Genomic DNA, 21,082 nt, shown 5'->3' on the forward strand with positions numbered 1-21,082 from the left:
AGTTATTTATCTAAAGAAATATAGCTAACTTTATTTGGTATACATCGGTCGATTGTCATTCAGACGCATAATGCCGCGAATCGCGCGATAGACAATCCAGATCCAGGAAACAAAGACTATAACCAGACAGAAAGTGGATGCGCCAAAAGCGACGCCTGCAAACAGGTCCGGATCTTCATGGGTAAAGAACAGGAATAGGAATGGCACAAAGGCTACAATATTCCAGAATAGATACCACCAGAAACTGCGGATTTGCCAGGTAAAGTGACTTTCAAAAATCGAACCTCGTACATCCGAGCGCTTCACATAGTTAATAATCAGTGCAATCACTGCCAGCAAGCCACCACTAAAAATGGCCACGATATATAAGATATAAAGAATCAGGGTTAGCGTGCGATTTGAGTCTTTATCAATTGAATAGTTCATCTACGCTCCTGTGGTTGTTTCTAGATATTCAGGCTGTTGAAGGGAGAAATCAGCCATATAATCAAAATGATGTTAAAAGCTATAGTACAAAAATAAATTTGCCGGAAGGGTTGTTTTTGTGTTTTATGCCGTAATTTTTGCTGTGCCAGCCAAGCTGCCGGCCACCCTCCTAGAAATGCCACCAGATGCAGGGTATTTTCTGGAATACGGCGATTGCCCAATTGTGCCGCTTCCTTATCCTGGGCATATAGCCAGTAACTGAGAACATTCATCAGGCTCACCAGCAACAGGATCATTCCACTCAACAAGCCGGCTAAACTTAGTCCCACTAATACCAGAATATAAGCCACAGAAGCAACCTGCATCGGCTGTAGTTTTTCTTGCTGGCTTCGGCCTGATGTTTTAGTTTTTGTTTTTGCCGTTTTGGTTTGTGATGCTTTCAGGTACATAACCTGCTGGGCACGATAACGGCCCTGCTCGTCCAGAATCACCAGATAATCCAGCGCACAGCCGACAATTGGCCGTGGACCGGGACGGGCAAAATCCTTGATATGCAAAAACACGCGATCTTTGGCCGGATCATTGGGCTGAATAAAGCCATAGCCTTTGTCATCAAACCATTCCACTAAACGTCCCTGATCGCGCATTTTGCCTGTTCCTGTTTATTTTAAAGTTAAGCTGTCACGAATTTTAAACGTTCAATCAGCATGTTACGCATCTCTTCCGGATTTTTTTGCAGAATATCTTCACCGGTACGACCTTCAGCCGCATTTTTCTGTGCCACTTGTAAACGCATCATCCAGAAACGACCCGCAGCCATTGCCAGGTAAAGCTCCAGACATGATTTTTCATCTGCAGTTAAAGGGCGAATAGTTTCATAGGCTTTTAAAAAGGCATTGGCCTTTTCTTCATTTAAAGTAACCTCCGGATAATTGGTACAGAAGTCATTTAAAGTAATCGCGATATCAAACAGGAATTCATCTTTATTCAGTTCATAAAAGTCCAGAATTCCTTTCAGCTGATCACCCTCAAACAGGGTATTGTCACGAAACAGATCCGAATGGATAAAGCCACGTGGACGATCTGGATATACTGCGGTTAAAGCTTCATACAGGCCCAGAAGTTTGCCTAGTAAGACTTTATCTGCTGCGTTCAGGCTTGGTTTAATTTCCTGTGCTACGTTATACCAGTAGGCATGGTCACGGACAAAGGCACGCTCAAGTTTAAAATCTTTCAATGCCACATGCATTTTGGCCTGAGCAATGGCAATCGCTTCCACATGCGCAACGGTAGATGGCATCGGATGCTCACCCATCATACGTGGCGCAATTTGTGCGGGCTTATTTTTTAGCGTGTGAATGGCTTTACCTGAGTGGGATAAAGGCACCGGTACGGCCAGACCTGCCTGCCCCAAATGCTGCAAGACCGGCACCAGTTCTCCGGCGGCCTGTTCATCCATATCTTCAAAAACGGTCAGCACATATTGCTGGTTTTCGCAGACCAGAAAATAGTTCGTATTCTGGATACCTCCTTGAATGGGAATCAGATCAATCACCTCAAGTCCATAAGGTGCTGCGAAATCCTGAACTTCCTTTAAAGTCAAAGTGGTATAAACCGACATAGAAAACCTGCGAAAAAACTTACATATTTTTGCTAGAATACCGTTTCCATCTACCAAGGTGTAGCGCTTGCGTGGGTGAGTTTCATAATCGGCTGTAATAATTGGAAAAATTTATGCTAGCTAAACGTATTATTCCTTGTCTGGACGTCGACAACGGTCGCGTAGTCAAGGGTGTTCAGTTCCTTGATATTCGTGATGCGGGTGACCCGGTAGAAGTGGCACGCCGTTATAATGAACAAGGTGCCGATGAAATCACTTTCCTTGATATTACCGCTACACATCATGGACGCGACACCACTTACCGTACCGTTGAGCGTATGGCTGAATCTGTATTCGTACCGCTTACCGTAGGCGGTGGCGTGCGTAAAGTCGAAGATATTCGTTTACTGTTAAATGCAGGTGCGGATAAAGTCAGTATTAACTCGGCAGCAGTCTTTAACCCTGAGTTTGTACAGGAAGCCTCACAGCGTTTTGGTGCGCAATGTATCGTGGTGGCGATTGATGCCAAAAAAACTGGCGAGAATAAATGGGAAATCTTTACCCACGGCGGACGCAAACCGACCGGTATTGATGCCCTGGAATGGGCAGAGAAAATGGCCAGCTACGGCGCAGGCGAACTGTTAATTACCTCTATGGATGCCGATGGCACCAAAGCAGGTTATGACATTCCACTCATGCGTGCTATCAATGACCGCGTCACTGTACCGACGATTGCCTCTGGTGGCGTAGGCAACTTGCAGCATCTGGCTGACGGGATTATCCATGGTGGTGCCGATGCAGTACTTGCCGCCTCTATTTTCCACTTTGGCCAGCATACCATTCCTGAAGCCAAGGCTTATCTAGCTGCTCAAGGCATTGAAATGCGTCTCTAAACAACAGCCTTCAAATGAAAAAGAGCGTGAATATCACGCTCTTTTTTTTATGGATTATTCTTAGGAATCATTTAAATTCTGGACAAAAAAAGGAGTCTTGCGACTCCCTATAAAAACCAAGAAGAACTACAGCACTTGGTATTTTTGACATTTACAATATAACTCAATCTGTATGCAGGTTGATAAGACTTTCAATCATCAACAGACGCAAATATAGGTGAAATCCTGAGCACAATATTGACAATATATACAGAATTTATTGACAAATCACGACAGGGCTAACCAAAGTGAGAAATGGTTAACATTTTATGTGGCAGATTACTCGAATTTTAAGTTATTTAATCACGATCTTTAGCCCATTTAGCCGGGAAATAACGCTGGGTTAAGTGGGTTAAGCGCGTAGAGATCTGCTCCGGCAAGGCAATACCAAGGGGATTTTTTTCCTGTAAATCTGCTGAAGAAATCACCCGGGTTCCCATCAAATAATCAAACCAGGGCTTGGTTACACACCAGTTGGCATCTTGGTTACTGTTCATATGATGATCATAATGCCAGGGAATTTTTTTTCTGGCCCATTCTGGTTGCAGATGTGCCCGCCGATGCATATAAAAATAATTGCCTGCACTATATAGCGTGGCCAAAAACATGCCTTTGGACAAGGGATAAAAAGCCAGCCCGAATACGCTCGCTGCGACGGCCAGTGAACCGATTTCATTACGGATTCGCCAGTTTTTCAAACCTTCAACATAGGCATAATCAGAAAATCTGGTCTTGCGAACTTCACGATGATGTTCCCAATGTGAGCGCATGCTGTCCGGCACTGGGCTATAACGCGTCTGCCCTGCCCGATGGGTACCATGCAGCACATATTTATGCGCGAACCATTCAAAGCCATTGGCTACGACCAGTCCTGCTAGAAAGCCTTTCCACATGATCTTTTCCTCCCTGTTTGTTTACACTATAGGTCAAACAAAGGGCTAGATATTGACCGATAATTTCAATATCATTGACAAAAAACGACAGAACAAAAGAATTAAAAAATGCACGTTCCCCAAGATTATGTCGGTTCGGTATATGGTGGTTTAGGACATTTGCTTTTGGACTATTACCAGCTCAAACAACTGGACATTCCCAAGAAATTGTTTGCGATCCAGAACCTGGAGCGTTTTGATTATATTCTCTGGCGTGATCTGCTCAGCCAGCTGGACCAGGAGTTGCAGCGGCCAGCACTCGGCCTGGAAATCGCGCAACTGGTGCAAGCCAAGCATCTGGGTATTATTGGCTATCTGGCATTATCCAGTGAAACGCTGGGCGAAGCCTTTATGCGTTATCATGACTATCATCGCCTGATCTATGATGGCAGTCCCTTACAGGTCAGTCTGGATCGAGATTACCTGTCTATTTCCTGGAGTGAAATTCCGTTTAAAGTGAGTACGCAACTCACAGATGAGATTGCCATCGCGCTCATGACTGAATTTATTCGCTCAAGCATTCTGGACCAGCATCAACTGCATCTGCATGAAGTCCATTTTCAGCATCCGGTCAATAAAAATATTGCGGTCTATGAACAGTATTTCCGCTGCAAGGTCCGTTTCGGTCAGGCCAGAAATCAGGTACTGATTCCTGTGAGTGAAATGTCGACTCCTTTAAAGAAAGGTGATCAGACCTTACAGAAATTACTGATGCAACAGGCAGAAGCGGTGCTGGAAAAACTTCCGAACTCCACCCAGATTGATCAACGCTTGCAACAGGCGATTCTGGTGGGTCTGCAGAAAAATATGTTCCAGATTGAACATATCGCCAAACAGATGAATTTTTCTGTACGTCAGCTACAACGTTACCTGCAAAAACAGGGCCAGACCTATCAGCAGCGTATACAGGAAATCCGCTGCATGATGGCCATGCAATATCTAAAAGATCCTCATCTGAGTTTGCAGGAAATCAGCATGCTGCTTGGCTATTCTGAACAAAGTGCATTTCAGCGTGCCTTCAAGCAATGGACCGCTCAGACACCACAACAATGGCGCTCAGAATATCTGGAAACCCAGGTGCAGGAAAAATTTCTGGACTATCCTGCTACCGCAGAGATTAATGTCCCATATCAGATTTAAAAGTTTGAATAAAATAAAAAAGCTCCTCATCAAAGGAGCTTTTTTCTAGCCGGAATAGTGATTAAGAAATTTCTATAAAAATGGATTTTCAATTTCATCTGCATCATTGCGTTCAATTTTTTCTGGCAGATCCGGTGTTTCTTCGAGCTGCTGCACAATATCATTTAACAGTGCTTGTAAGACTTTGGCTGCCTTGAGACCGGCCTGGTCTTTGGTAATTTGCAGATTGCCATACACACTGACACAGTCCAGATCATTCTCAACTGTCAGGTCATGAATCGCATGCGATTCGGTTCCATTTTCAAATGCTTTAAACATTAATTTCCACTCTGTTTTATTATTGTTACTCACCTGTCTTCAGCATGCTACCTGAAGCCTGCTTTTTACAGCAAGCTCCTTTTCACTATTTCAGCAGCTGCAGTATGTATTGTAGTAAGGCCTCAATCAGCTGTTTAACAATCGTATCCTGGGTATCATGATCGATCCCGTTCTTATTGACTGATGAGCTCGTATTACTTGTACTGGCCGAACTTGAAGCCGACGGTTTGAACTCACGCTGCAATTTTTCCAGATCTTCTTTCGGCACGTCTTCAGCACACTGGCTTTCTGCATCCCAATTCGAATAGGCAATTTTCTGGTTAGCCTTCACAGCATTCGCAGTCAACGGCAGATGATAGGTATTACGTTTCTGTTCTTCAGTTAACTGAGGAAACAGGTTAATGCCAAGCTGCTCTTCCAGATAACAGACACTGACAATGCGAACCTTGAGCGAATTATCATTAGGAGCATAGTAGGCACCAATGGCTCCAGTTTTCGGCATATAGATTGCTTTGTACACGGCAGTTGGTACAATCACACCCTTGCCAATAGTTTTCAGTTTTTTGGCTGCAAAGACAGGCCCAGTCACTACATATACGTCCTGCTTCTGCTTGGTCACAATGGCCCGGGTCGCTTCTTCTAGCTCGCGCCAAACCTGCTGATTGTTCTTTGGTGCCTGCGGAACCATATTGGCCAGCGAGAAACTGTCAGACTGTGAAGCTTTATTTGGCATATCTGCATTTGGCGCCATATGGCCACGGTCATAGCCTGAGCCACGATAGTCAGCCAAAGTCGCACGATGAGCAGCATTTAGTCGTGTTTCTTCATGGAAGTTGTCTTCACGTGGAATTTTCTGGCTCAGACGCTTCGGTGTTAAAGCCTCCGCCACCCACAGTGGCGTTTTGGATACACCCGAATAACCCACATTAAAGCCATTAAAACACAGTGAATAACTGTCTTTTTTCAGGCTGTCTTTCATCAGGTAAGGCGGGATGTCCCGGTAAAACTGTTCCAGACAGCTCGAATTCGATGTAGAAGGCAGAGAAATCCACTGACTGATTTTTTCCTGGCCAAACGCAATCGCAAAACTCCCGGAAGCGACCATTGCCAGGATCACTTTCACGCTATTTTCATTAAAAAACTGAAAAACTGAATTCTTCGACTTACGCTGCTTCTTTGCCATGCTACACGTGCTTTTAAGATCAAAATCGGGGGTTTTGCGAGCTTAACAAGCCATGTATATGAAGTATATCTTACCCCCTTTATTTGCCTAATAATTACACAATCTATCCCTATATTCTTAAATCTTGTAACAAAGTGTCGTTTTTTTAGTGAGCTTTCAACGCGGTTTTTTTACCTTTAAGTAGCTTTGATTGTGACCTCGTCTTGAGTGTGCAAAGCTAATTGACTACTCAAATTACGTACAATTATTAGCAATGGAGTTAATTTATGAATTCCAAACTATCTAACAAACTATCTAAGTTATTAGGTCTCGGAATATTTACAAGTGTGATCAGTGCCGGCGCATTCGCTGAGCCTCCTGTACAAGCGGGTGAAACACTTGAAAGCTTGTCTAAAGCTAAAATTAGTACCACTGTAAATGGTCAGCAAGCCTCACTGGAAAGCCTGGTGAATTCTGGACAGATTCGTCTGGTAAACCAGCCAATGTCTGCACCTGCTCAGCCAGGCCAGCAGCCACAACAATCAATGCCAAATCAGCCAATGCAAACACCAGGTATGCCTAATGCACCTGTTGCACAACCAGAAATGCCGGATACCAATCCGGCTCCAGCCAATCTTGAGTCTGAACCAGCAGCCCCTGCTACAGAACAGGAAATGACTATGGGTGAAGCTGTAGAGCAACCAGCTCTTGAAGAACAGCAAGCTGCTGCACCTGAAGCGGCTGTGATGACTGAGCAAACTGAAATTGCGGTAGAAGCTGAAGCTGATCCTGCGGTAGATGCACCTTTAAACGCAGCCCCTGAAATGCCGGCTGAGACAGAAGCAACAGAACAATAATTTGTTATAAAGCTTTCTAAATTCTCTCCCCTAAAGAAAACCAGAGCCTTGCTCTGGTTTTTTTATTTTTACATCTCGATCTGGCTACCCAGCTCCACTACCCGGTTGGTCGGAATCTGGTAGAAGTCGCTGACTGGACTGGTATTACGCTGCATGGAAACAAACAGTTTTTCCCGCCAGGGTGCCATTCCCTCTCCCACTGTATGCATAATCCGTTCCCGGGAGATAAAGAAACTGATCTGCATCAGGTCATATTCAAAGCCCCATTCTGCATACGCATGCTGCAATGCTTCCGGGATATTAGGCTGATCCTTAAACCCGTAATACATCGTGACTCGATAAAAATGCTCACTGAGTTTTTCTAGTTTGATGCGTTCTTCATCGCCTACAAAAGGAATATCCCGGGTAATAACCGTCACCAGAATATTGCGCTCATGTAGTACCTTGTTGTGCTTGATATTATGCAACATCGCATGCGGTACAATGGTCGGGGTTCCGGTCAGGAAAATCGCTTCACCCGGCACAAACTTGGTGCCTCCACCGATTGAAATACTCTTAATAAACAGGTCAATTGGTAGCGCATCTTTTTCTAGACGGTTCAGGACCAGTGCACGACCATCTTTCCAGGTCATCAGAATCGTAAATAATGCCGCCCCGAGCAGAATCGGTACCCAGCCACCTGATGCAATTTTTAAAGACGTTGAGGCTACAAAAACTAGATCCAGCATCAGGAATGGTGTGGCAAATAACACTACTTTCCAGATTGGCCAGCGCCAGAAACCATAAGCCAGAATACTGATTAAAATGGTACCACACAGCATAGTCATGGTGACTGCGACCCCATAAGCACTCGCTAAGCGGGCACTATTTTCAAAGAGTAAAATCAAAATCACCACAGAAATAAACAGCATCCAGTTAATGAAGGGCAGATAAATCTGGCCACGTTCTTCGGCTGAGGTATGTTTTACGCTCAGACGCGGTAAATAGCGCAGTTGAATGGCCTGATTCACCATGGAGAACACCCCGGTAATCACCGCCTGTGAGGCAATCACAGCAGCTGCCGTCGCCAGACCAATCATTGGATATAAGCCCCATTCCGGAAGTAGCATATAGAAAGGATTTTCCAGTGCTTCAGGACGGCGCAGCAACAGTGCCCCCTGTCCGGCATAATTCAGTAACAGACAGGGCAACACAATAATAAACCAGGCCAGACGAATCGGCAGACGACCAAAATGCCCCATATCGGCATAAATGGCTTCACCGCCAGTCATGGTCAAAATCACGGCCCCCATGGTCAAGAAGGCTACAAAAGGCTGATCGACTACAAAATGATAGGCCCAGTATGGATTCACCATGGCCAGTACTGTCGGGGTTTGGATAATGCTCCACAAACCGAAACCACCAATTGACAGGAACCAGAGTAAGGTCAACGGACCAAAAAATTTGCCCATGGTTCCGGTACCATGACGTTGTACCAGAAAGAGTCCCGCAATAATCCCGATCGATAAAGGCTCTAACCATTGATTAAACACAGGTGTGGCAATACTCAACCCTTCAATCGCAGATAACACAGAAATTGCCGGGGTAATGATCCCGTCACCAAAGAACAGTGATGCCCCAATAAAGCCGAGCGCAATCAGGTAAATTTTCTTGTCATCAGAAATGCGTGTGGTTCGCAAGTTAAGAGCCAGCAAGGACATGATTCCTCCCTCACCGTTGTTATCGGCACGCATGATAATGGTGACGTATTTAAAGCTCACCGTCAGCATGATACACCAGAAAATCAAGGACAAAATGCCCAACACCGAAGCTTCACTAATGGCAAGGTGCGACGTCAGAAAACATTGGCGTAATGCATACAATGGACTGGTCCCAATATCTCCAAAAACAACCCCAAGCGCAGCCAGCGTAATTACCGGGAGAGCTGCTTTCTGTGCAGTGCTTTGCATATATCATCTTCGTTTTTAACAAGCATTTTTGCGAATCATAGCACTGCGCTCAAAGTTTTTCCGCAAATCAATTGTTTCAAGCTTGGCAGACTGGCTTTTTTTCTATATCATCCACGGCCATGGTGAGGTGTCCGAGTGGCTGAAGGAGCACGCCTGGAAAGTGTGTATACGTTTATAGCGTATCGAGGGTTCGAATCCCTCTCTCACCGCCAAGATTCATAAACATGTAATCACATGTTGTAAACGAAGGCTTAAATCTAAAGGATTTGAGCCTTTTTTGTTGCCTAAATTATGAGGTGATGCGTTAAAAATAAAAGAATAACAATACAAGTTACATAAATGATGCCGGATGGCTGTTGAATGACACTGAGGAATATTCGAGCATGATCTTATCTTGGTAAAAAATGATGGATCGCTATGAAAGATGATGAAAAGCCCCTAAATTTTGATGATGATAATGAGCCTCTAGATTTCGAAGATGAAGAGTTCACTGACGATAAAAAAGAGGACGAAATGTACAATCCGATCACTAAGGATGGATCAAGTGTAGATCCTGCAGATGATGGCACACGTCATCTTCGTCCTGAAGATGGTGATCCGCTAGAAGTTGAGCCTTAAGCCCTAGCCCAATTTTATATTGGGCTTTTTTTATAGTCTAAAACCCTAAAAGTAAGCATCTTGGACAGATGAATTAAAAAAGGATAATTCATTTTACTGGTTATTTTTGAGATGAGTATTGCTTGTTTTTTTTTACAGATTTAAAGATGTGAAGATATAGGCTGGGATATATTTAAATAAATTCTTTGGATAAAACCATGATATATCCATTTTTATTACTTTCTTAACTTTATGTTCTTCTTTTAGTTTATTTATATGATGGAGACAAAAACTGGCATAAAAATAGCTTAATTTAATTGTCATCATCGCTATGTTATGGTGGAATCAAAACAGGATAAAAGGAGAATAAAAACCAAAAGATAGAAAACGTTATTGCTTGAGCCTTCCTTATTTGGGTTAGAAAAAAGTGGAAACACTGCTATTCGGAGAGTGGACATGAATAACAGCGCAAACTACATGAAACAGATAAAAAATGCCAAACGCGGTGGTTATACCCCGACAATTGCCAAAGACGTCAACAAACATAAGATTCAAAAAGCCCTAAAACTAATTGAACAGTGGAGAAGTCTCGCTCAAGAACTCAAACCTCAAATGCAGTTTGATATGGCCTTTACTTTAGAGGAATGCGCACAAGACCTGGATCGGATACTCAAAAGCAGATAATTCCCTTTTAACTTATTCATAATAGATTTTAAATATCAGTCCTTTACCCTTGCCCATATCACCGATGTGGGCAATTTCATGATTTAAATGTAGATGCCTGAGTGAAGATGATTCAATGATCAGCATTAAAAAAATGGTTATAAGATTGAACGGTTATTTTTTGGCTTGCGCCCTTAAGAAAAATCTGTAAAATGCACTCCACAACGCCGGCATAGCTCAGTTGGTAGAGCAACTGACTTGTAATCAGTAGGTCCACAGTTCGAATCCGTGTGCCGGCACCATTTTCTTAGCCTCGCTTTTTAGTGAGGCTTTGATGTTTCTGGGCTTGGTATTTTTATCTAGCTTGTCTCTAGTCTTTAGATCGCCTGTGCTGTCACCTGCACATATTTTACAATCCCCTCCTGATATAACTTCTGGCAAAGCTTTGCCGTCATCCGGATTTTAAACTGATCCAGTCCTTTGCCTTTTTGTTTCAAGTTCTTTGAATTTAAATGCTGATTTACATAATTAGCAAAACCTGAAAATACCGCTTCGGACAGATCTTCAACCTGAATATTCTTGAATTCAGAATTTTCCAGACAATGATAAAGCTCATTTTTCGACATCAGGTTTTTTAAATCGACATCGGCGGATTTCAGCAAAAACTGATATTTACGCTTTTGCAGCGCATTCAAGCTGTTCCATTTTTCAGACAAGATCAGATGATGAAAGCCAATCCGTGCATTGGCGTTCAATACACTGCATACCTGTTCGAGAAGTTCGGGAACGGGACTATGATAGGCAGCATCCAGACACAGCACCACATCAAAGCGCTGGGAAAAATGCATGTCGTTTAAACGCAGGAAAGAAGCCGGATAGATGGCATTGAGATCAGGTAAATGCTGTTGAATATTCGCCACACAAGCTGGCTGAAGTTCCACACCGGCCAGATATTGCACCTGATAGTGTTGTTGCCAGTGCAACAGGCTGGCACCTTGGCCACAGCCCAGATCCAGCAATTTGTCTTTTGAATTTAAACCAACCGTTTCTGCCAGATGGTCAGCCAAAGTTCGACAGGCAGCTACATAATCCTGCTGCCCTGCCTGCCAATAACCCAGATTGCTCCAGGGCAACTGCGACTGGTCTCCCAGCAACGATGCATCAATTGCATATTTGTGTTGAGGAAGACGCTGACGAAGTGCCTGAAACCATTGCATCAATCAATAACCGAGTTGGGGTGCTACCTCGATCTTAGGTTTAAGCCCTTCAAATGGCAACGGTGCCCCCATAATTGCGGCAATTTTCATAGCAGATGTCACTGCAGATTCCAGGATTGGCAAACCGTCCGACGACCACGAACCGCAGTAGAAGACTTTACGGTTCATTTCCAGATGACGATGCTGTAATTCTTTATTGAGAGCGATAGTATTGGCATCCACTACCGCACGGGTCAAGGTCACTGAGGAAATCACTTTTTTCGGATCAATCTCAGTCACAGGACGCCAGGTCTGGAATACCGGAGATTTACCCACCAGACTCGGTTCAACCGCATTCAGCCAAACCGTAAATTGCTGACGGGTAAACTTGCGATCCATCATATAGCTGAGTACAGCCCAGTCCTTACGCTTTGGAGGCATCACGCTGCTATCACGGTGAATGACCAATTCGCCCTGTTCGAATTTGAATTTCTTTAACAGCTCTATATCACGGCCAAACTGCTCATGATCCAGGAATTCATCAATATGATTGGTTGGTGTCGCAACCACGACACGATCAAAAGTTTTCGACAAGCCGGCTGCATTTTCTACCAGTACTTTGTCACCCTGCTCTTTCACCGATACGATCGGCACACCACTTTCAATGTGAATGCCTTCAATCAGTTTGTCTACCAAAGCTGGAGTTCCACCCTGCATACGTAACAAGGCATCACCATCCGTTAGCTGACGCAGGAAAATCAATAAAGGTTTGGCTGGCCATTCACCAATGGTTTTCGGGTTACAGGTACAAATGGTATACAGCACCGGCATCACTGCACCATGCCAGAACACTTCTTCAATCTCGTTACGATTGATAAATTCTGCTAGGCTAATGTCCTGATTTTTAGATTTAAAGAATTTTGCCAAGGCTGTTTTGAGCTGTAACAAACCTTTGACCAGACGCCAGCCATATTGCTGGATGCCTTTGCGGTTATTGATAATCGGAATATTGCCAATCCGGCTACGTGACGTGGTTAGCCAGGTTTCTACCCGGTCTTCAAACAGCCAGCTACAGGCCATATAAGTACGTACCGGGTAAGTTTTAATGCCCAGATGAGTCGCCAGACTTAAGGTATTTTTCCACAGATAAGGATTCATCACACGTAAAGGTGCGTCAATGAGGCCTCCTTCAAATTCGAGACTATGACTGTCCATGCCACGACCTTGAAGCGCTTCAAAAATAGTAATGCGATGTCCTGCGTCCTGAAGAATTCTGGCAGTAGCCAGTCCAGCCATGCCACTACCAATTACTGCGATATCCAATCTGATCATCCGTCATTGAAAAACTAAAAGAAATTATGAACCATGCTTTCGGCAAATAGGTTATTAAAATCTTCCAGAATACTTTTTTTTCGTAAGTCTGAGTTAACGTAACTTTACAAATAAATTACATTTTTTGAATAGCAAAGAACGCCTTTATATAGAGTGACTTAAACCTTCATCATATTTAAATATTTCAAAATAAATCTTTAAAAAACAAATGATTTAATTAACCAATTTTTTAATAATCGGTTTACAAAGACCGCAAAACACTCTATAATATGCAGTACAAGAAAGAGATAAATTCATAGAGATAAACAAAATGAATTTATCCCAGAAACTCGTAAAAACGACAAGAAATTCCAGCGCATTAGAAAAAAAGCCTCTGCTTGTGCAGAGGCTTCTTTGTTTTCAGACTGACTGTATTATTCGGCCTGTACCGCGATTTCACCAAATTTACCCTGATTAAAATCTTGAAATGCCTGAATAATTTCTTCCTTTGTATTCATCACAAATGGGCCATAACCTTGAATCGGTTCATTCAGCGGCTCACCGGTCAAGAGCAGAAATTTAGCGTCCTGATCGGCCTGTAGCTGAATTTCAGGATCATCATCGCGCGCAAACATGACAATAGAGCTATCCAGTACTTTTTGACTGCCATTTACCATCAGCTCACCCGCCAGTACAACCAGCAAAGCATTATGTCCGAGAGGTACATGCAACGTAGTTTCATACTCCGCTTTTAGCTCGCCGTCCCAGACATTTACCGGACTAAAGGTATGCGCAGGGCCATGATGACCTCCGAATTCTCCGGCAATCACCCGGATATATCCTGCACCTTCATCCATTTCAATCCGTGGAATCTCAGCTGCAGTAATGGCCTGATAACGTGGCGCGGTCATTTTGTCTTTAGCTGGCAAATTGACCCAGAGTTGAACCATTTCAAACAGGCCGCCCTTTTGAGAAAAATCTGGAGAATGAAATTCTTCATGCACCACTCCGGCACCTGCTGTCATCCACTGTACATCACCGGTCTGTATCGTACCGCCACCACCACTGGAGTCCTGGTGGGTCACTGCACCCTGATAAGCCAAGGTTACAGTTTCAAAGCCACGATGCGGATGTGAACCTACGCCATGCTGCTCAGTAGTTGATGCAAAGTGATACGGCGCTGCATAATCCAGCAACAAAAATGGACTAATAGCCTGCCCCAGACGATCATAAGAAAACAGGTTTTTCACCGGGAAGCCGTCACCGACCCAGTGCATGTTTTGATTACGGTAAACACCAATGACTTTTTTCATCTTTTACTCCTATACGCAATAGGATGAACATGTAGCCATTTTAAGCTTTATCAGCAGTCATCAATACCGTACTTCTAGAATGCAGTATTTCAATTATAAGACGATTCGACTCTTAGATTTCTGTGTAGCTACTTATAACTTTAGCTTTGCTCATAAGACGTTAATTTAAGTAGTCATGGGCAGTAGACAATAAAAAACCCAGCGCTGAGAGCTGGGTTTTTTCAACTTCGATAACGTGTTATCGAATTAGATTTTACCGACCAGGTCGATTGAAGGAGCAAGGGTCGCTTCACCTTCTTTCCATTTTGCAGGACATACTTCACCTGGGTGAGCGTGTACATATTGAGCCGCTTTTACTTTACGAAGCAGTTCTTGCGCGTCACGACCGATACCACCCGCGTTGATTTCAACGATCTGGATTTTACCGTCTGGATCGATCACGAAAGTACCACGATCCGCCAGACCATCAGCTTCAATCAGCACTTCAAAGTTTTTCGCCAAAGTCCAGGTTGGATCGCCGATCATTGGGTACTGGATTTTACCAATCACGTCAGACGTATCATGCCAAGCTTTGTGCGTGAAGTGCGTGTCTGTAGATACTGAGTAGATTTCTACGCCCAGTTTCTGGAATTCAGCATACTGATCAGCAAGATCGCCTAATTCTGTTGGACAAACAAATGTGAAGTCAGCAGGATAGAAGAATACTACAGACCATTTGCCTTTCATGTCTTGCTCAGACACTTCAATAAATTGGCCATTGTGGTAAGCAGTTGCGTTGAATGGCTTAACTTCAGTATTGATTAAACTCATAAGTCTATTCCTATCTATTCGTGAAAGTGTGTGTTCATTTGATGTAGTTAAGAATACGCAAAAACTATCAATAGGTAAAACCGTAACTTTTAATAAAAACTATCGGTTTTTTAGATTTATAATTCCTTGTATTTTTATCTTTCTAATTTGTTTAATCAATTTTGGCGAATTCACTTTCTTGAAAATGCTGTATAGATTTCCAGGCCGATTTTGCTAAGGCTGCTGCATAATGTTTGGGAGAGGTTTGAACTCGACCAGATAACCAGCTCCGGCAATAACTTTCAGTGGGTCCAATGATCAGTGACATAAGCAGTTCCAAGGGAACAGCTTGTAATTGATTGGCATCTATCTGTTGAGCCAACCATTGTTTTAAGTCTTGATTGCGCTGCTGATTCGACTGCTGTAACTCCTTTTTAAAGTCACTGCTTTGAACTGTATGATGCGCAGCATAAAGAAAGCGGGCAAAATCAGGATACGCTACGACCCAATCGATATAACTCTGAATCACCGCCTGTATGCCTTGTTCAATACCCTGAACTTGCGACAAAGCCTGTAAACGCTGCTTCGACTGATCCGTAAGTGCTGCAATATATAGTGCCGCAATGATCCCCTCCTTGTTTTTAAAATGATGGTAGATCGCCCCAATACTGGTATCGGCCTGATCACGGATCATTTCAATCGTAGTCGCAGCAACACCGGTACGCAGAAATTCTGTCAATGCGCATTCCAGAATCTGACGTTTGAGTAAAGCCCGTCTTCCCTTAAGAATCCTTTCCAGCAATTCCATGTTTTGCATTTTTAATATTTAAATCCTCTCTATTTTTAAAAGCAGGCTGGCAGCCTGATGTCTGGTTTTTGTCAGATGCGCCAATACAGAATAATATTCTGTATGAGAATATTATTCTGATTAAAAATAATATACAGGAAGTTATAGATGAGCCAAGCCCTAAAAATCTGGAACAGCTTAGAAAATAAGCCAGCCGGTAAGTATCTTTTTTCTAAATTACTTTGTCTAAAAGCACCTTATTTCGGCAGTATTTCTCCATTGTTTGAAGATTTAAAGCCTGGATATTGCGCAGTGAGCATTAAGAAACATCGTGCTGTGCTGAATCATTTAGGCACTGTACACGCGATTGCCATGTGCAATATGGCTGAACTGGCAGGCGGCACCATGACCGATGCAACCGTTCCAAAGACCCATCGCTGGATTCCCAAGGGTATGCAGGTCGAATATGTCAAAAAAGCCACCACTGACCTAGTTGCGATTGTAACACCCGCCGAGCCTAACTTTATATGGAACGAAGGCAGCGATTATCTGGTCAATGTAGAAATTAAAGATATTGCAGAAGAAGTCGTGTTCCGGGCGGTGATCACGATGTGGGTTTCAGTGAAAAAATAGAAGAACCCAGATATGAAAAACCCGCCAAATGGCGGGTTTTTTTGATGATTTACCTTTCTAATATCGGGATTAAAACGGAAGATCATCATCCAGATCGGCTGCCGGTGCTGCTACTGGAGCAGGTGCAGACTTCGGCGCATAACCACCCTGGTTATTTTGGTTATTGTTGCCATAACCACTGCCCTGATTATTATTAAAACCGCCTTGCTGAGGCGCTGAGCCATAACTACCTTGTGGATTATTGCCATAACCGCCACCCTGGTTATTGTTATTAAAACGTGGCTGGTTAAAACCGTTATCGCCTTGCTCGCCTTGTGGACGACCAGAATCCAGCATTTGCATTTGCTCACCACGGATTTCCGTTGTGTAGCGTTCTTGACCGCTTTGATCTGTCCATTGACGGGTACGTAATGAACCTTCGATATAAACTTTAGAACCTTTGCGCAGATATTGCTGTGCAATTTCACCTAAACGGTTATGCAGCACAATACGGTGCCATTCGGTTTGCTCTTTACGTTCGCCCGTATTTTTATCAGTCCATGAATCGCTGGTTGCGATAGAGAATTGAGTGAGAGAACCACCATTTGGGAAAGTTTTGGTCTCAGGATCTCGACCTAAAGTACCAACTAAAATGACCTTATTAACACCACGCATCAGACGTACACTTCCTATTTATTTCTATATTTTACTTTATAAGAGTTATGTTTAAATGGCTACCTCTTTACCTAACAAGTGCGTTAATTGTTGTCGCGAAACATCATCAACCTGCTGTTTATCGACCTTGACAAAGGCGACTTGCTGTTCAGACATGACCACAACCTCTTCAATACCACGAATCGCTAAAAGTTGAGAAGTCCATTCATCTGTTTGTTTACTCTCTGGCAGACGAAGCACAAGCGATGAAAGATAGCGTGGTTGAGCCAACCCAAAACTCACGAGCAGCCAAATTATAGCAATTGCCGATAAAATACTCCAACCGAGCGAAGTGTTGTTGAGTAACAACAATTGTCCACCGATAATCCCGCCAAAGAATGCGCCCAGGAACTGACTACTGGCATTCACGCCCATCGCAGTGGCTTTGGATTGAATTGGTGCTGCCTTAGATAGCCAAGATGGCAGTAAAGCTTCCATGACGTTAAAGGCAATAAAGAACAGCCCTAATCCACCGATCAGCACATATTTGGATTCAAAGCCAAAAATCATGATCAACAGACCCAGAATAATACCGCCAATCGCTGTCAGGAAAATGCTGCGCATCTTGCGGTATTTCTCTGCCAGTACAATGCTCGGAAAAGCAAAGAACAGACTCACGACCAGCAGCGGCAGATAGACCCAACCATGACTCGATAATGGCAGTTCAGCAACTTCAATCAGTTGCGATGGCACATAAATAAACATCGCTGTAAGTAGCAAATGCAGGGTAAATACCGAGATATGCAGACGGTTCAGGTCCCCCATTTTCAGGACCTGTTTTAGCTGCTCCAGATAGCCCTGCTGAAAATTTTTATGATGACGGGTAACTTTAGGGACCATCAACAACATCGCAATCGCGGCCAATCCCATCACTGTGGTCACCCAGAACAGACCAGAAATGCCGACCAGTCCTGTCACCCATGGCCCCATGGTAAAGGCTACCACAAAGGACAGGCCGATACTCATGCCCATCACCGCCATGGCTTTCATGCGGTTTTCTTCACGGGTCACATCAGCCAATAAGGCCATTACCACCGCTGAAACTGCTCCACCACCCGCAATCGCACGACCGATGATCACACCATAAATAGTGTCAGACATCGCTGCAATTGCGCCACCTAGAGCGAATAGTAGTAAGCCCAAAACCACCAGTGGCTTACGGCTATAGCGGTCTGCAATCAGGCTAAACGGAATCTGCAAAATGGCCTGTGTCAGGCCATAAATCCCCACCGCTAGACCAATCAATGCCGGCGTAGCATATTTATATGACTGCCCTGCTACAGAGAATACAGGGATGATCATAAACAACCCCAGCATGCGCAGTGCGAAAATACTGCTCAGGGCAAAGGTCGAGCGACGTTCTAAGGCATTCATCATAAAGTCTGGCGATCGAGTTAGTTAATCTTGATGCGCAGATTATAGGCCATTCCGCTCAAAGGAATGCATGAATTTTATTTGAAATAAAGATAAGGACTATCTGAAAAATAAAAAAGCGTAGACGGAGCTACGCTTCTGTTCAGTGATCACAGGACTATTTGCCTGCTTTTAATAACTGACGCTTGGTATATTGGATCGAAGCAATGACTGCCCAGATAATGAAAGCTACACCGATCAGACCCGTTATCACTTCAGGAATATGCACACCGGTACTGCTTGCCAGCATGATAAATGCCAGAGCACCAATCGCATAGTGCGCGCCATGTTCCAGATAGATATAGGCATCCAGCGTGCCTTTATCGACCAGGTAAATGGTCATCGAACGCACGAACATCGCACCGATGGCCAAGCCTAACATGATGATTACCACGTCAGATGTAATCGCGAAGGCACCGATTACACCGTCAAAACTGAAAGATGCATCGAGTACTTCCAGATAAAGAAAACCACCAAAGCCAGCTTTTACCACGCCAGTCGGTACACCTTCAGCATCGTGACGAACGGCATTACCCTCTTCGTCTACTTCCGGTTCCCCGCCCAGCATATGGCTTAGGACCTGTACCCCGATATAAATCACGATCCCCCAGATCCCAGCCAGAATAACATCCAGACGTTTCGCTTCTTCAACCTGGAAATCCATGATTAATAAGGCAATCAGGGTAATAAACACTGACATCGCCGGAACGTTCGCCAAATGCGCCAGACGGCGTTCCAGCATGCGGAACCAGTGGGTATCTTTTTCTTCATCCAGGAAGAAGTTCAGGAATACCAGCATCAGGAAAGCGCCACCAAAGGCAGAAATCTCGGCATGATGTGCCATCAGTTTGGCCGAATATTCTTTTGGTGCATTTAAGGCGAGCTGCACCACTTCCATAAAGCCCATATCCGCAGTCACGGCCACAATGACCACCGGGAAAATCAGGCGCATCCCGAAAACTGCAACCAGAATCCCGACTGTCAGGAAAATCATTTTCCAGAAATGATCCCAACCGCGCAGGACGGATGCATTGACAACCGCGTTATCAAACGACAACGACACTTCCATAATCGCCAGAATAGCGGTGATGGTCAGTGCTGTGAACATGGTTTGCAGGCCCGCTTCCGGACCATGGGTAAATCCCCAATAAGCAGACAAACCAAGGCACACGATCGAAAATACGATTGAGAAACCAAAATGTTTCAACATATATATCGACCTTAGATAAATTTCATTAAATGCATTTCTTTAAACGTAGAGAAATACTAAGACTAAAAGTTGTCCCAATTATGAAACTTTTGCCGCATAAACCAAAGCACTTCCTGAACCATTTTTAGGTATTTTCTGCTTTTCAGATTTGCTGATCTTTTAAACAGATTCATCTTTGCTATAGTGCTGGATGTTTTGACTTCAACTGCTAAGGATTTCAGTATGAGTTTCTCTCAAGACGTATGGCAACGTAATCTCGGACTTTATCAAAAGACATTGGCGCTGCCTTTTAACCAGCAACTGGCGCAGGGAACATTAAACCGTGAAGCTTTTAGTCATTATGTAATTCAGGATGCGCATTATTTACTGGCCTATGGTCGTGCGCTGGCGGTCTGTGCAGCCAAAGCTTTTGAAGCAGATGACGTGATCCAGTTTAGTGAAGCCGCTAAAACTGCCATTGTGGTCGAACGTAGCCTGCATGATGGCTTTATGCAGGATTTTGGCATCAGCAAAACCCAATTTGAAAATACACCTTTGACTCTGGCCTGCCATCATTACACCTCTTATTTACAGGCAACGGCTTGGGCAGAAAGTTATCCGGTGGTTCTGGCTGCCCTTTTGCCATGTTTCTGGATCTATGCGGAAGTGGGTAAGGATATTGTCGATAAGGCAGCGCCGAATAATCCGTATCAGGCCTGGATTGATACCTATGCCGGTGAAGATTTTCATACAGCGGTACGCAATGTAATTGCCACTGTGGATCGGGTGGCAGCGCGGGTCGATGCTGATACTCTGGAAAAAATGCATCAGACCTATACCCATGCAGCACGTCTGGAATGGCTGTTCTGGGATAGTGCTTATGAACAACGCCAGTGGCCGGGTCTGGATGATTAATTTTAGTGTCTATTCACTGAGCCCTGTCCAATGCAGGGCTTTTTTATTTTTAAGCCAAACCATAAATGATGAAAAGTGAAGCTAATTTCGATGTAGGTATACATCATAAAATTTAACCCACTAGACGTTTTGAAGAAAGCAAATTCACTCCACGTTTTTACCCAGTTGCTTTAGTACTGATCTTTTGACCAATATCCGACACAACTTGACGTTTAAAATACTTTTATTTGCACTTGAACATTTTTCATTCGGTATCATATAAAGGTT

The 21,082-nt window shown here is 43.9% G+C and carries 22 protein-coding genes and 2 tRNA genes; 9 read left to right on the forward strand and 15 right to left on the reverse strand.

What is annotated here, in order from left to right; genetic code table 11:
• Positions 1-30 precede the first annotated feature (30 nt).
• From ACWM1W_RS14555 to ACWM1W_RS14565, 3 genes are read right to left on the reverse strand one after another with little or no spacing between them, the layout of a single operon-like run.
• A complete protein-coding gene (locus ACWM1W_RS14555) occupies positions 31-426 on the reverse strand; it encodes a DUF4870 family protein (RefSeq protein ID WP_005232596.1) in 396 nt (131 codons plus the stop codon).
• A 20-nt stretch (positions 427-446) separates the two neighbouring features.
• Entirely contained in the window at positions 447-1,073 is a 627-nt protein-coding gene (locus tag ACWM1W_RS14560) for a DUF1294 domain-containing protein (RefSeq protein WP_005232597.1), read from the reverse strand.
• Positions 1,074-1,099: 26 nt separating this feature from the next.
• Positions 1,100-2,047, reverse strand: a complete 948-nt coding sequence (locus ACWM1W_RS14565) for a homoserine kinase (RefSeq protein WP_005232598.1) — start codon at positions 2,045-2,047, stop codon at positions 1,100-1,102.
• A gap of 113 nt (positions 2,048-2,160) precedes the next feature.
• Here ACWM1W_RS14565 and hisF point away from each other — a divergent pair, with 113 nt between their 5' ends.
• Positions 2,161-2,919, forward strand: coding sequence for an imidazole glycerol phosphate synthase subunit HisF (hisF, locus tag ACWM1W_RS14570; protein WP_004781588.1), 759 nt, complete (start codon positions 2,161-2,163; stop codon positions 2,917-2,919).
• Between the two features lie 338 nt (positions 2,920-3,257).
• Here hisF and ACWM1W_RS14575 read toward each other — a convergent pair whose 3' ends face one another.
• Complete coding sequence (locus tag ACWM1W_RS14575; RefSeq protein WP_005232599.1) at positions 3,258-3,851, reverse strand: hypothetical protein; 594 nt, start codon at positions 3,849-3,851, stop codon at positions 3,258-3,260.
• Between the two features lie 108 nt (positions 3,852-3,959).
• Between ACWM1W_RS14575 and ACWM1W_RS14580 the strand changes: the two genes are divergently transcribed.
• On the forward strand, positions 3,960-5,030 hold the full coding sequence (locus ACWM1W_RS14580; RefSeq protein WP_005232601.1) for an AraC family transcriptional regulator: 1,071 nt from the start codon (positions 3,960-3,962) through the stop codon (positions 5,028-5,030).
• A 72-nt stretch (positions 5,031-5,102) separates the two neighbouring features.
• Here ACWM1W_RS14580 and ACWM1W_RS14585 read toward each other — a convergent pair whose 3' ends face one another.
• A complete protein-coding gene (locus ACWM1W_RS14585; RefSeq protein WP_005232602.1) occupies positions 5,103-5,348 on the reverse strand; it encodes a hypothetical protein in 246 nt (81 codons plus the stop codon).
• Between the two features lie 85 nt (positions 5,349-5,433).
• A complete protein-coding gene (locus ACWM1W_RS14590; protein WP_005232604.1) occupies positions 5,434-6,531 on the reverse strand; it encodes a DNA/RNA non-specific endonuclease in 1,098 nt (365 codons plus the stop codon).
• A 266-nt stretch (positions 6,532-6,797) separates the two neighbouring features.
• Between ACWM1W_RS14590 and ACWM1W_RS14595 the strand changes: the two genes are divergently transcribed.
• Positions 6,798-7,367, forward strand: coding sequence for a hypothetical protein (locus tag ACWM1W_RS14595; RefSeq protein WP_005232605.1), 570 nt, complete (start codon positions 6,798-6,800; stop codon positions 7,365-7,367).
• Between the two features lie 68 nt (positions 7,368-7,435).
• Here ACWM1W_RS14595 and ACWM1W_RS14600 read toward each other — a convergent pair whose 3' ends face one another.
• Positions 7,436-9,316 (reverse strand): potassium transporter Kup, encoded by a 1,881-nt coding sequence (locus ACWM1W_RS14600; protein ID WP_005232606.1) that lies wholly within the window; start codon positions 9,314-9,316, stop codon positions 7,436-7,438.
• Between the two features lie 121 nt (positions 9,317-9,437).
• Between ACWM1W_RS14600 and ACWM1W_RS14605 the strand changes: the two genes are divergently transcribed.
• The 4 genes from ACWM1W_RS14605 (at position 9,438) to ACWM1W_RS14620 (ending at position 10,878) form a co-directional block, all read left to right on the forward strand.
• Positions 9,438-9,528: transfer RNA gene (locus ACWM1W_RS14605), tRNA-Ser, on the forward strand.
• Between the two features lie 205 nt (positions 9,529-9,733).
• Entirely contained in the window at positions 9,734-9,934 is a 201-nt protein-coding gene (locus ACWM1W_RS14610) for a hypothetical protein (protein ID WP_004781578.1), read from the forward strand.
• Positions 9,935-10,369: 435 nt separating this feature from the next.
• Complete coding sequence (locus ACWM1W_RS14615; RefSeq protein WP_004781576.1) at positions 10,370-10,597, forward strand: hypothetical protein; 228 nt, start codon at positions 10,370-10,372, stop codon at positions 10,595-10,597.
• A gap of 205 nt (positions 10,598-10,802) precedes the next feature.
• Positions 10,803-10,878, forward strand: a tRNA-Thr gene (locus ACWM1W_RS14620).
• Between the two features lie 75 nt (positions 10,879-10,953).
• Here the strand turns inward: ACWM1W_RS14620 and ACWM1W_RS14625 are convergent.
• The 5 genes from ACWM1W_RS14625 to ACWM1W_RS14645 all read right to left on the reverse strand — a co-directional run bounded on the left by ACWM1W_RS14625 (position 10,954) and on the right by ACWM1W_RS14645 (position 16,002).
• The gene (locus ACWM1W_RS14625) at positions 10,954-11,793 is read right to left on the reverse strand and encodes an SAM-dependent methyltransferase (protein WP_005232607.1); all 840 of its coding nucleotides are present in this window, start codon (positions 11,791-11,793) and stop codon (positions 10,954-10,956) included.
• Positions 11,794-11,796: 3 nt separating this feature from the next.
• Positions 11,797-13,104: an FAD-dependent oxidoreductase gene (locus ACWM1W_RS14630; protein ID WP_004781572.1), complete on the reverse strand. Its 1,308-nt coding sequence runs from the start codon at positions 13,102-13,104 to the stop codon at positions 11,797-11,799.
• A 413-nt stretch (positions 13,105-13,517) separates the two neighbouring features.
• The gene (locus tag ACWM1W_RS14635; protein WP_005232608.1) at positions 13,518-14,396 is read right to left on the reverse strand and encodes a pirin family protein; all 879 of its coding nucleotides are present in this window, start codon (positions 14,394-14,396) and stop codon (positions 13,518-13,520) included.
• 246 nt (positions 14,397-14,642) lie between these two features.
• Positions 14,643-15,206: an alkyl hydroperoxide reductase subunit C gene (gene ahpC / locus ACWM1W_RS14640; RefSeq protein ID WP_005232609.1), complete on the reverse strand. Its 564-nt coding sequence runs from the start codon at positions 15,204-15,206 to the stop codon at positions 14,643-14,645.
• A 151-nt stretch (positions 15,207-15,357) separates the two neighbouring features.
• The gene (locus ACWM1W_RS14645) at positions 15,358-16,002 is read right to left on the reverse strand and encodes a TetR/AcrR family transcriptional regulator (RefSeq protein WP_005232620.1); all 645 of its coding nucleotides are present in this window, start codon (positions 16,000-16,002) and stop codon (positions 15,358-15,360) included.
• Positions 16,003-16,140: 138 nt separating this feature from the next.
• Here ACWM1W_RS14645 and ACWM1W_RS14650 point away from each other — a divergent pair, with 138 nt between their 5' ends.
• A complete protein-coding gene (locus ACWM1W_RS14650; protein ID WP_005232622.1) occupies positions 16,141-16,605 on the forward strand; it encodes a hotdog fold domain-containing protein in 465 nt (154 codons plus the stop codon).
• Positions 16,606-16,674: 69 nt separating this feature from the next.
• Here ACWM1W_RS14650 and ssb read toward each other — a convergent pair whose 3' ends face one another.
• From ssb to ACWM1W_RS14665, 3 genes are all read right to left on the reverse strand, one after another.
• A complete protein-coding gene (gene ssb / locus ACWM1W_RS14655) occupies positions 16,675-17,259 on the reverse strand; it encodes a single-stranded DNA-binding protein (RefSeq protein ID WP_005232624.1) in 585 nt (194 codons plus the stop codon).
• Between the two features lie 51 nt (positions 17,260-17,310).
• Positions 17,311-18,675, reverse strand: a complete 1,365-nt coding sequence (locus ACWM1W_RS14660; protein WP_005232626.1) for an MFS transporter — start codon at positions 18,673-18,675, stop codon at positions 17,311-17,313.
• A gap of 154 nt (positions 18,676-18,829) precedes the next feature.
• Positions 18,830-19,921 carry a DUF475 domain-containing protein gene (locus tag ACWM1W_RS14665; RefSeq protein WP_005232627.1) on the reverse strand — a complete coding sequence of 364 codons (1,092 nt, stop codon included), beginning with the start codon at positions 19,919-19,921 and terminating at the stop codon, positions 18,830-18,832.
• Positions 19,922-20,143: 222 nt separating this feature from the next.
• Here ACWM1W_RS14665 and tenA point away from each other — a divergent pair, with 222 nt between their 5' ends.
• Positions 20,144-20,815: a thiaminase II gene (gene tenA / locus ACWM1W_RS14670; protein WP_005232629.1), complete on the forward strand. Its 672-nt coding sequence runs from the start codon at positions 20,144-20,146 to the stop codon at positions 20,813-20,815.
• The last annotated feature ends 267 nt before the right edge of the window (positions 20,816-21,082 follow it).

It is taken from the genome of Acinetobacter sp. TW_SC_4 (genome assembly GCF_054861205.1).